Consider the following 10,585-nt stretch of genomic DNA (forward strand, 5'->3'; position numbering starts at 1 on the left):
TTGTCAAGGTTCTGGGGCGCCGGGGCTGGGTGGCCTTGTGGCGCTTTACTACCCTATCCCCACCCCCACCACCCCGTCAAGATATCCAACCCAAAGTTTTTTGAAGCCAGAAGGGATCCGGATCCACCGCTAGACTGTTGAAGTGAGCTTAGTTTGGGTCAGACGGGTTTATGGGGATTGTGATTGGGGCTGCTGCTCCTGACTTTAGCTTGCCTGCGGTGGGGAAAGGGATCCAAAAGGGAGCCCAGATTTCACTGGCGGCCTACCGGGGCAAGAGCAAGGTGTTGCTGGCCTTTTACCCGGCGGATTTTTCCCCGGTATGCACGAGCGAGATGCGTTGCTTTCGGGAGGATTGGGAAGCTTTCCGGGCCGCGGGCTGCGAGATCTTGGGGATCAGCAGCGATCCCCTCTCCAGGCACCAAGCCTTTGCCGAGCAGCTTAAGCTGGAGTTTCCTTTGCTGAGCGATGTGGACAGAACCGTGAGCCAGCAGTACGGGGTGGACAGCCTGCTGGGGACGCGGCGGGCCTATTTTTTGGTGGATAGCCAAGGGATCCTACGCTACCAGCATGTGGAGTGGCTGCCCTTGTTCAAGCGAGACAACCGGGAGCTGCTGGAGGCCGTGAGGGCGATTAGCTAGCTCGCCGGGAAGCCCCGCACTCTCTGCAACAGCAGGAGGGTCGGGATGAAAGGCGGATATATTCTGTACTATAATCAACATGGTTGTACAAAACGGCGTTGCCGGAATCTGGTGCAACTACGCGGTGGGGCATCCCGTGTCTGCTCGCAGAGGGTTCTTGCAGTAGCTCCCCGATGAAGCGAGAAGCCCACGCTGTACCTGTAGGGTCAGTGATGGGAGTATGTCACCTAAACGGGGGATCCTCTGGGGTGGGCCAGAGAACCCGTTGCGGCTGTCCGGTGTCCGGCAGGGAGAGGGGAGTGTGGCCAAGGGGCTCCAGAAGCCAGCTACGCTGGGGCGGGCTCCAGTTGCCCTGGCGGGCCTCGATCTCCAGAATGAGCTGGCCATTTTGCTGTCGCAAGCGGAAGAGGGTGGTGGCCCAGGCTCCTGCTCGATGGGCGAGGGTTTCCCCGTCGTCTTCGTAGAGGGTGAAGCTGCCGTTGCCGGGGTAGAGTTTGAGGTGCGGTTGGTCACGGCGCAGGTGGGCGGTGGACGGGCAGGGGGGAGCTAAAGGCAGAACGGAGCCACCCCGCACAAACAGCGGCAGTTGTTCGAGAGGGGCAGGGACGAGAATGTAGCGGGGGCCGGTGTGGGCCTGACCTGTCCACCAATCAAACCAAGTGCCCTGGGGTAGGTAAACAGCGCGGCACCGCACGCCAGGCCGAACCACAGGGGCAGCTAGGAGGGCGGATCCCAGCATGGCTTGATCTGAGATCTCGTAGGTTTGCGGATCGTCGGGAAACTCGTAGAGAAGGGGGCGCAAGATGGGGGATCCGGTTTGGCTGGACTCCCAAAAGAGGCTGTAGAGGTAGGGCAGCAGCTGGTAACGCAACTGAATGGCCTGCCGGCAGATGGTTTCCACTTCGAGGCCAAAGCTCCAGGGCTCGTGGGGGCGGGTGCCCAGGGCGCTGTGGCCGCGCATGAGGGGGTAAAGAATTCCCATTTGCATCCAACGGGCAAACAGCTCGGGAGTGGCATTGCCACCGAAGCCGCCGATGTCCGCGCCGACAAAGCTAACTCCCGACAGGCCCAGGTTTAGGAGCATGGGCAGGGACATCTCCAGGTGTTCCCAGGAGGATTGGTTGTCGCCTGTCCAGACGGCAGCCCAGCGCTGGATCCCAGCAAAGCCGGAGCGAGTCAGCACGAAGGGGCGCCGGTTGGGGTTGAGCTGTTCCAAGCCTTCACGGGAAGCGCGTGTCATCAGCAGGCCGTACAGGTTGTGAACTTCGGCGTGGGTGGTGGGTTCGTCGGGTGGGCCTTGGGGGGCATCGAGGGGGATATCGACGATCTGGCCGCCGTCTCCAAAGGGGCGGTCGTTGAGGGCCGGCTCGTTCATGTCGTTCCAGATGCCATCCACACCGGCTTGGGTGAGAACCCGTTGCCAGGATCCCCACCACTGCCGCACTCCGGGGCGCAAGAAGTCGGGAAAGAGGACTTTGCCTGGCCAAACGTAGCCATGGAAGAGGTGGCCGTCGGCGCGGCGGATAAAGAAATCCTGGGCCAAGCCCTCGTCGAAGACGGCGTAGTCGGCTTCGGGCTCGAACTTGACGCCGGGATCCACAATGGCTACCACCCGGAAGCCAGCCTCGTGGAGTTGGGCCATGAGCCGGGCCGGTTCGGGGAAGCGGCGGGGATCCCAGGTGAAGACGCGGTAGCCGCGCATGTAGTCGATATCCAAGTAAATGACGTCGCAGGGGATCTGACGTTGGCGAAATTGCTCGGCTATTGCCTGCACCTGAGCGGCACTGGCGTAGCTCCAGCGGCACTGTTGGTAGCCCAAGGCCCAGAGGGGAGGAAGGGGAGGCCGCCCAGTGAGTTGGGTATAGGTATCGAGCACCAAGGCCGGGGTGGGGCCGTAGATCAGGTAGTAATCCAGCTCGGGGGCGCGCACCTCGATGGCCCACTGCTCGGGATCGATCTGGCCCAGGTCGAACTGGCTCCAGTGGGTGCAGTGCAGGAAGAGCCCGTAGCAGAGGTTGGGGCGAAGAAACAGGGCGAAGGGAATGGCCTGGTAGAGATTGTCGCTGTGGGCGTCGTAGTTCCAGCAGTCGCGAGTCCAGTGGCTGTAGCGCCGACCCCGTTTGTTGAGTAGCCCCGCCCGTTCCCCTAGGCCATAGATGTGCTCGGCAGGGTGGAGGTGTTTGACCAGGCGGATGCTATCGGATCCCCAGGTAAGCCCAGAGGAGACATCGGCGCAAAACTCTTGCCCTTGAGAGTCTTGAAAACTGAACCGGAGGGGATCCCGATCGATCTGAACTTGCACCTGGGAGGTGGACAGGTGGATTTGGGTGGAGCTTTCCTGCAGTTCAAAGGGAGCCGGCGGCCACTCTTCATCGGCTGGAGCCACATCCCAGGAACGACGGGGCAAAAACGCTCCGCTGGGGCTAAAGCGCAGCCGAAACAGACGGGGGGTGAGCACCTGCATAGACCAGCGGCCCTGGGCACAGATGAGGTGGATCCCTCTGGAGTGGGGCTGGAGCTGCTGCAGGGATCCGCAGGTTGGCCTTTGGGGCGGGCGGGCGGGGGATTGGCCGTTCGCGCCCGCGGGATCGAGTCCCAAGATCTCGCCAGGTTCCAGCATGCTTTGGAGACAGATTGCTGCTCTCAAGGCTAGCCTATGGCCGGGAGGGGACAGGGGGTTGCCCACTCTGGTCCGCAGTGGGTTTTACCCTCATCGGTACCCATCTCCAGAAGAGCAGCGGTAATAATCGACTAGCTCAGACCCCAGAATCCATCGCGAAAACGAGGCGGCAATGGCCATGAGGATCCCGGCGAGCAAACTTCTCTCCGCGCTACTGCTTTTGGGAGGGTTGTCCGCCCCCCCTGCCGTGGTGGCCTATCCGGTCAGCCCTGAAACGGTGATGGCCCTGCAACGGGGGGAGCATGCCCAAGCCCTACCCAGAGCCAGAACAGAGCAGCGTTTTCGGGTCGTGACTCTGGCAACCGGGCTGGAGCATCCCTGGGGGATGGCCTTTCTGCCAGATGGGACAATCGTGGTAACCGAACGACCAGGCCGGCTGCGCCGGGTTACCGACCAGGGGTTGGATCCCCAGCCCATAGCCGGTGTGCCCGAGGTGTTTGCCCAGGGGCAGGGGGGCCTGCTGGACATCGCCTTGCACCCCAACCATGCAGAGAACGGCTGGATTTATCTGTCTTATGCAGCGCCTGGGCCCGGTGGGGGAGGCACGCGGGTGGCGCGGGCCCGCTTGGGGGAGAAGGGACTCCAGGATCTGGAGGTGATTTTCGACATGGAGCGCAAAACCCCTGCCCGGCAGCACTTTGGCTCCCGTTTGGTCTTTGACGAAGAAGGATTCCTCTACATCAGCACCGGAGACCGGGGAGAACGGGATCGAGCCCAAGATTTGGGGGATTCTGCCGGTAAAGTGTTGCGCATTACGGGTGCGGGCGGGATCCCGGCGGACAACCCATTTGTCGGCCAAGCAGGGGCTTTGCCGGAAACTTTTACCTATGGCCACCGCAACATTCAGGGAATGGCCCGCCACCCTGAAACAGGGGCAATTTGGTCCCATGAACATGGGCCGCAGGGTGGGGACGAGATCAACATCTTGGCCCCCGGCGTCAACTACGGCTGGCCCCTAATCACCCACGGTCGAGAATATACGGGAGAACCCGTCGGCCAAGGACTGGCGGCAGCTCCCGGCTTGGCTTCCCCTCTGCTGCACTGGACACCCTCAATTGCCCCTTCCGGCATGACTTTCTACACAGGGGAGGCTTTCCCCGAATGGCGGGGCAACCTATTTGTGGGGGCGCTGGCCGGGCAACACCTGGCGCGCTTGGTACTGGATGGAGAGCGGGTGGTGGCGGAAGAGCGCCTGCTGGAAGGGGCGGTGGGCCGCATTCGCGATGTGCGGCAGGGGCCGGATGGACTCCTTTACCTGTTGACGGACGCCCCGAATGGATCCCTGCTGCGCCTGGAGCCAGCACCCTGAAGGCATCGGCTTAGGAGATGACGGAAACTATCCTGCTCCCGCTGGGCAGCTCTTTGGCGGGACAGGGACTTTCCCCAGAGTAGGGCTGGGGAACTCAGAAGCTGAGGCTCTCCCAAGAAACGTTGATGTCTTCCAAAAGCAGCGACTTGTTGTAGATCTGCAGGATAATCAACAAAAAGACGGCAAATAGGGCCATGAAGACCGCCATCAGGGGCGTGGTGCCCCAGCCGGGAGCTACTTTACCGTATTCCGAGTTGAGGGGACGCAGCAGATCGCCCAGTCTGGTACGAATGGCCATAGGTTCTCGCAGTAAGTTAGGAACAGAACACATTGATGAAGTCGAAGATGACCAACCCGGGCGGTGGATCCTTGGTGCTCGGCACCGCCCAGACAGCCACCCCATTAAAATCACGCTATCAGAATCTGGCCAACCCCTTTTGCCTTGAGCAATGAATTGTAAACTTGTGTAATACTGTAGTCGAACGCTCTCAGGATCTGAGGACTCAGACTTAGATATGGAACCCACCTTTTCCCTAATTGTGGCGATTGCGGCAGTTACCATCTGCATCACTGCGTTTGCCATCTACACGGCCTTTGGCCCCCCTTCCAAGGACTTGCAGGATCCCTACGAGATGCACGAGGATTAAGGCCTGTCGTTGGGGTATCTGGGTAAATGTCTGCTCGGTTGACCCCCCGTCTCTCCTTTCACAAGTACCAGGGATTGGGGAACGATTTTATCTTGGTGGACAACCGCTGGCAGTCTCAACCCTGCTTGAGCCCGGAAGAGGCCGTCGCCCTTTGCAATCGCCGCTTTGGGGTAGGAGCCGATGGGGTTATCTTCCTGCTGCCGGGGCAGGAGGGGGCAGATTTCAGCATGCGCCTCTTCAACAGCGACGGTTCCGAGGCGGAGATGTGCGGCAATGGGATCCGCTGTTTGGCCCGCTTTCTGCAGGACTTGGGGATCCCAGGTCGGGATGGCGCCTACCAGATCCACACCTTGGCGGGGCGAATCGTGCCGCAGGTGCGGGCAGATGGGCTGGTCACAGTGGACATGGGGATCCCTCGCCTTTTGGCCAAGCAGATCCCCACCACCTTGGTCGAACCGGATGAGAAGGTCATTCGGCAGCCGCTTGCAGTGGCCGGGCGAGAGTGGCGGGTGACGGCGGTGAGCATGGGCAACCCCCATTGTGTGGTCTTCCTGGAAGAAGAGGGATCCCTGGAGGAGCTGGACTTGGCAGCTGTGGGCCCCCTGTTTGAGCATCATCCGGCCTTTCCTGAGCGCACCAACACCGAATTTGTGCAGGTGCTCAGCCCGACTCGTCTGCGCCTACGGGTTTGGGAGCGGGGAGCAGGGGCAACGCTGGCTTGTGGGACGGGTGCCTGTGCTGTTTTGGTGGCTGCTGTTTTGGAGGAGCGCGCAGAATCGCAAGCTACGGTGGAACTGCCGGGAGGAAATCTGGAAATTCGCTGGGATCCGAGCACACAGCACGTGTGGATGACCGGCCCTGCCCTACACGTCTTCAGCGGCACCACTGCCGGTTGAGAACTAGGCTCCCAGACCCAACAGGAGGATGGCCAGGAGGCCGAGGATCCCATAGGCAACGCTCCAGCCCTGCCGCCAGATCAGCGCCACTGCCAGGCCCAATAAGACCAAGCCCAAGCCCAGGCCAAGGCGGAGAAATAGAGGGTGTACAAACTGGCTGAGGGAGCGTTTGAGCCAGGGGAAGATCACCCCCAAGGCGAAGGCCAGTCCTACGGGGATCCAATCGATCCAACCTGTCTGCTCCCAGCCCCCCAACAGGTAAAAGCCGCCCAGACAAAGGCCCAGGCAGAAAAACAGCACCCGCATGCCGGGATAGTCTTGTCGATAGTTGAAAGCAAGGCTTCGGAGCTCCTTGGGGTGGGCCAAGACCAATGGCTCTACAGCAAAGCTTTCGCTCCACTCCGGCGCTTCTTCGGTTTGTCCGCGGCACCAAAGGTAAACGTTGACCTTGCGCAACCCTTGCAGCAGAGAGGCTTCCACCGCACTGCGCACCACCTCCATCACCTGCAGGGTATCCACCACATCGCCCGGCAGCCGTTCCAGCAGCACGTTGAGAACAGGCCCCTTCAGCTCGGCTCGGCCAAACAGCCGCAAGTTGGCAAGCTTGTAATCGAGGATTTGGTTCAAGATTTTGAGCTGGCGGCGCATGGGATCCCGCGAACAGAGAGCCGTCGTTCGACCGGTTGACTCAAAGCTTCAACATGACCGGTATGACCAGTTTAATGGCTTGGGCCAGAGCAGCAGAGGAGAGGCGTTGCCGGTGTGAAAGGGAAGTGGGACTATCCCATGAGGGTGCGAATGCACCGGCGAATGCTGAGGTTGGATTGCTCCAAGTCGGCAAATCCGCTCAGAAGAGTTCCCTGGCCGTCCAACAGCAACAAAACAGCCTGGCGGCGAAAATTGATCCCAGGCAAAGCTGCAGCGGCTATTTCTTGCAGCTTCTGGATGGTTGCTCCCTCAAAATCGACCGAGACATACACAAACGGAGAAACCAGGCGGGGATCCGTCGGTACACTCTCCCGGATGGCCTGCAAAACCAAGTGGCGCACCAGCAGCAGCCCCCTGCCATCCACCAGCACGATCTGGCGCAGCCGAGGGTTTTGCCCAAACTCCAGGGCCAAACTTTTGGAGAGGGCTTCCGATTGCGAGCGGGTTTGGCTGTTGGTCAAGATCAACGCTTGAATGCCGTCGTACCGACTTAAGTCAAGCTGCCCTCCGAAAACGCTCTCCACTTTGAAAGCCAGAGATTCATCACGGTTACCATTGCTGGGGCAGTTGCCGGCTTGAACGGGATCGAACGCGCCCGCCAAAAGCAGGGCAAGGGTGGCAAACCCCAAAGCCACAAGTCTCTTTTGAACGCAAAGCCAGCAGCGGTTAGCCGGGGCACAGCAGCAGGACAGCACTCGGTTCATGGCGGGGAGCTCTGGAGCGGGCCGGCCAAATCTTAACCGATCTTCATCTTTGGTGCTCCAAAATGCCCTCTGGGCTTCTCATCCCCATTGGGTTGGTGCCCATAATGGAAGGCAGTTTCTGGTTTGCTGGCTATGACTCACGCCTCTTTGCTGGATGCCCTCAACCCTTCTCAACGGCAAGCGGTGCAACACTTTTGTGGCCCGCTGCTGGTGGTGGCGGGGGCAGGTTCCGGCAAGACGCGCGCCCTCACCCACCGCATTGCCTACCTGGTTCGCCACTATCGGGTGGATCCAGGAGAAATTTTGGCCGTGACCTTCACCAACAAGGCCGCCCGTGAGATGAAAGAGCGCATTGAGCAGCTCTTTGCCGAACAAGAAGCTCAAGAACAATTTGGGATCCCCTTAGAGGAATTGGAGCCGGCCCAGGCAACGCGACTAAAATCTGCTGTTTACCACCGCTGGATTAAGCCTCTTTGGATTGGCACGTTCCACAGCTTATTTGCCCAGATCCTGCGCATAGATATTGAAAAATATCAGGATCCCAAGGGGCGCAAGTGGACTCCCCACTTCTCGATCTTCGATGAATCAGATGCCCAATCTCTGGTGAAGGAGATTGTAACCAAGCAACTGAACTTGGATGAGCGCAAGTTTGACCCAAGGTCGGTACGCTACGCCATTAGCAATGCCAAAAACCAAGGTTGGACTCCTGCCGACCTGGAGCGCAATCAGCCCAACTTCCGTGGCCGTACCATTGCCCAAGTTTACGAAATCTATGAAGACCAACTGGCAGCCAACAATGCTCTGGACTTTGATAACTTGATTTGGATACCAGTGCAGCTTTTTCGACAAAACGAGCAGGTGTTGGCTTACTGGCACCAACGATTTCGACACATTTTGGTGGATGAATACCAAGACACCAACCGCACTCAGTATGAGTTGATTCGTCTGTTGGCCACCAACGGCGAGACCTGCAGATCTCGGTTGGATTGGAGAAACCGATCGATCTTTGTGGTGGGAGATGCCGATCAAAGCATCTATCGGTTTCGCGGGGCAGATTTTACCATTTTGCTGGAGTTTCAAGAGACCTTTGGAGATGGTCTCCCGGATGATGATACCCGCACCATGATCAAGCTGGAGGAGAACTATCGCTCTACAGCTACCATTCTGCAGGCAGCTAACGCTCTCATCGAGAAAAATACAGAGCGCATTGATAAAGTTCTCAGGCCAACCCGTCAGCAAGGAAGTCCGATTTTCCTTCATCAGGCGGATGATGAGATTGCAGAGGCCGAGTTTGTCGTCAATACCATCCGACGATTACACGGCCAAAATGCCAATGCTTTTTCCTGGGGAGATTTTGCCATTCTCTACCGCATCAACGCTCAATCCCGTCCTTTTGAAGAGGTCTTGCTGCGGTGGGGGATCCCTTACACCGTGGTAGGCGGACTGCGATTTTACGACCGCAAAGAAATTAAGGATGTCCTGGCCTATTTGCGGGTTGTGGCCAACCCTGCCGACTCCTTTAGCCTGCTGCGAATTATTAACGTGCCGCGCCGTGGCATCGGCAAATCTACTCTGGACAAGCTGACCGAAGCGGCGGCGGCTCTCAACGTGCCTTTGTGGGCAATTCTCAGCGACGAAACCTCTGTAAGTAGCTTGGCGGGCCGTTCGGCTAAGCCTGTCATTCAGTTTGCTCAGTTGATTCAGCATTGGCATCGACAGGCTTCTCAGACTTCAGCCGCCACCCTTATCGAAGGGTTGCTAAGGGATTCCGGCTATTTGGAGGATCTCAAGGCACAGGGTACAGACGAAGCCGAAGAAAGAGCGGCCAACGTGATGGAACTTTACAATGCCGCCCGCCAATTCGAGGAAGAACAGGAGGATCCCAGCCTTGAGGCTTTTTTGAGCAATGTGTCTTTGGCTTCCGACTTGGACAACCTTCAGGAAGGCGCTGAGAAAGTTTCGCTAATGACGTTGCACTCTTCCAAAGGTTTGGAGTTTCCTGTTGTGTTCTTGGTGGGGGTGGAACAGGGTCTATTTCCCAATTTCCGGGCTTTGGAGGATCCCGCTGCTTTGGAAGAAGAGCGACGCCTTTGCTATGTGGGCATTACCCGTGCCCGTGAGCAGTTGTATATCAGCCACGCCAGGGAAAGGATGCTCTACGGCAACCGCGAACCAGCTATTCCTTCGGTATTTTTAAGTGAACTGCCCCAAGAGTTAATAATCGAATTCGACGGACGCGGAGCCGTTTCTCGACAGCTCTCCCACGGCAGTGGACTGTCCCTTTCAGATGCACCCAAGGCCAGGCCCAATCGCCGCCAAAGCCGTTCAGAACAGTGGGCGATTGGAGATCGTTTGCAACATCCCCAATTTGGACAAGGCCAGATTACCCATGTGTTCGGCAGTGGTGAACGGGTCACGATTGCGGTGAGGTTTCCCGCTATCGGTCAACAGAAAATCTTGGATCCCCGTATCGATCCTATTCAAAAGCTTAGCTAGGCGGCTGAACTCGGAAGGGCTCCAGCGATGAAGAGAGGCAAAGGGAAGTGCTGTAGAAGTCCGTAGCTCATTCGAGATTGCCTTGCCGTTGACGTCGTTGGTGATCCCTTGCTTTATATGTGTTTGCTTTATATGTGTTGCTGCACGACGGGGAAAGCAAAACCTCAGCTCCCCCTTTCCCTGATTTGACCGTTGCCCAACCCTCGACCTTACCTCTGCCCCCTCGTCACCAAATTTTCGGGCTGGAGGCCCGCACCATAGCCGCAGGCTTGGTGTCGGGAGGAAAGCCCTCCTCCATATAGGTTTGCCGGTCAAAGCCTGGATGAGCTACAATAAGCCCATGAGCCAGACTATCTCTGTACGTTGCAAGCTGATAGTCCCACAAGAGTTGCGTCAAGAAACTGACCGCACCTTGCAGGGCTTTGCGAATGCTTGCAACCAGATTCTCGACACCGCCAAACAAAAGAACTGCTGGAACACCGCCAAGCTGCACCACTTGGTCTATCG

At 58.4% G+C, this 10,585-nt stretch carries 9 protein-coding genes and 1 pseudogene; 6 read left to right on the forward strand and 4 right to left on the reverse strand.

Annotated features, from left to right (window positions below; genetic code table 11):
- Nucleotides 1-170: 170 nt before the first annotated feature.
- Entirely contained in the window at nucleotides 171-638 is a 468-nt protein-coding gene (locus tag ACVW0B_RS13650) for a peroxiredoxin family protein (protein ID WP_414332127.1), read from the forward strand.
- Between the two features lie 223 nt (nucleotides 639-861).
- Here ACVW0B_RS13650 and ACVW0B_RS13655 read toward each other — a convergent pair whose 3' ends face one another.
- The gene (locus tag ACVW0B_RS13655; protein WP_457491937.1) at nucleotides 862-3,258 is read right to left on the reverse strand and encodes a glycoside hydrolase family 31 protein; all 2,397 of its coding nucleotides are present in this window, start codon (nucleotides 3,256-3,258) and stop codon (nucleotides 862-864) included.
- Between the two features lie 280 nt (nucleotides 3,259-3,538).
- Here ACVW0B_RS13655 and ACVW0B_RS13660 point away from each other — a divergent pair, with 280 nt between their 5' ends.
- On the forward strand, nucleotides 3,539-4,627 hold the full coding sequence (locus ACVW0B_RS13660; protein WP_457491939.1) for a PQQ-dependent sugar dehydrogenase: 1,089 nt from the start codon (nucleotides 3,539-3,541) through the stop codon (nucleotides 4,625-4,627).
- 94 nt (nucleotides 4,628-4,721) lie between these two features.
- Here ACVW0B_RS13660 and psbH read toward each other — a convergent pair whose 3' ends face one another.
- Nucleotides 4,722-4,925 (reverse strand): photosystem II reaction center phosphoprotein PsbH, encoded by a 204-nt coding sequence (gene psbH / locus ACVW0B_RS13665; RefSeq protein WP_011432996.1) that lies wholly within the window; start codon nucleotides 4,923-4,925, stop codon nucleotides 4,722-4,724.
- 217 nt (nucleotides 4,926-5,142) lie between these two features.
- Between psbH and psbN the strand changes: the two genes are divergently transcribed.
- Together psbN and dapF are read left to right on the forward strand one after the other, a co-directional pair.
- A complete protein-coding gene (gene psbN, locus ACVW0B_RS13670; RefSeq protein WP_011432995.1) occupies nucleotides 5,143-5,274 on the forward strand; it encodes a photosystem II reaction center protein PsbN in 132 nt (43 codons plus the stop codon).
- A 26-nt stretch (nucleotides 5,275-5,300) separates the two neighbouring features.
- On the forward strand, nucleotides 5,301-6,170 hold the full coding sequence (dapF, locus tag ACVW0B_RS13675) for a diaminopimelate epimerase (protein ID WP_041436430.1): 870 nt from the start codon (nucleotides 5,301-5,303) through the stop codon (nucleotides 6,168-6,170).
- Nucleotides 6,171-6,173: 3 nt separating this feature from the next.
- Here dapF and ACVW0B_RS13680 read toward each other — a convergent pair whose 3' ends face one another.
- Both ACVW0B_RS13680 and ACVW0B_RS13685 read right to left on the reverse strand, forming a co-directional pair.
- Complete coding sequence (locus ACVW0B_RS13680) at nucleotides 6,174-6,818, reverse strand: hypothetical protein (protein ID WP_414375245.1); 645 nt, start codon at nucleotides 6,816-6,818, stop codon at nucleotides 6,174-6,176.
- 131 nt (nucleotides 6,819-6,949) lie between these two features.
- On the reverse strand, nucleotides 6,950-7,582 hold the full coding sequence (locus tag ACVW0B_RS13685) for a hypothetical protein (RefSeq protein ID WP_457490028.1): 633 nt from the start codon (nucleotides 7,580-7,582) through the stop codon (nucleotides 6,950-6,952).
- A 132-nt stretch (nucleotides 7,583-7,714) separates the two neighbouring features.
- Here ACVW0B_RS13685 and pcrA point away from each other — a divergent pair, with 132 nt between their 5' ends.
- Nucleotides 7,715-10,078: a DNA helicase PcrA gene (gene pcrA / locus ACVW0B_RS13690; RefSeq protein ID WP_457491938.1), complete on the forward strand. Its 2,364-nt coding sequence runs from the start codon at nucleotides 7,715-7,717 to the stop codon at nucleotides 10,076-10,078.
- Between the two features lie 340 nt (nucleotides 10,079-10,418).
- Nucleotides 10,419-10,585, forward strand: a pseudogene (locus tag ACVW0B_RS13695) (RNA-guided endonuclease TnpB family protein); the annotation flags it as partial.

The organism is Thermostichus sp. MS-CIW-23, assembly GCF_054059455.1.

Coding starts and splice junctions, on each gene's coding strand:
- psbN (WP_011432995.1), top strand. CDS start 5,143: ATGGAACCCACCTTTTCCCTAATTGTGGCGATTGCGGCAGTTACCATC.
- dapF (WP_041436430.1), top strand. CDS start 5,301: ATGTCTGCTCGGTTGACCCCCCGTCTCTCCTTTCACAAGTACCAGGGA.
- ACVW0B_RS13685 (WP_457490028.1), bottom strand. CDS start 7,582: ATGAACCGAGTGCTGTCCTGCTGCTGTGCCCCGGCTAACCGCTGCTGG.
- ACVW0B_RS13650 (WP_414332127.1), top strand. CDS start 171: ATGGGGATTGTGATTGGGGCTGCTGCTCCTGACTTTAGCTTGCCTGCG.
- pcrA (WP_457491938.1), top strand. CDS start 7,715: ATGACTCACGCCTCTTTGCTGGATGCCCTCAACCCTTCTCAACGGCAA.
- ACVW0B_RS13680 (WP_414375245.1), bottom strand. CDS start 6,818: ATGCGCCGCCAGCTCAAAATCTTGAACCAAATCCTCGATTACAAGCTT.
- psbH (WP_011432996.1), bottom strand. CDS start 4,925: ATGGCCATTCGTACCAGACTGGGCGATCTGCTGCGTCCCCTCAACTCG.
- ACVW0B_RS13655 (WP_457491937.1), bottom strand. CDS start 3,258: ATGCTGGAACCTGGCGAGATCTTGGGACTCGATCCCGCGGGCGCGAAC.
- ACVW0B_RS13660 (WP_457491939.1), top strand. CDS start 3,539: ATGGCCCTGCAACGGGGGGAGCATGCCCAAGCCCTACCCAGAGCCAGA.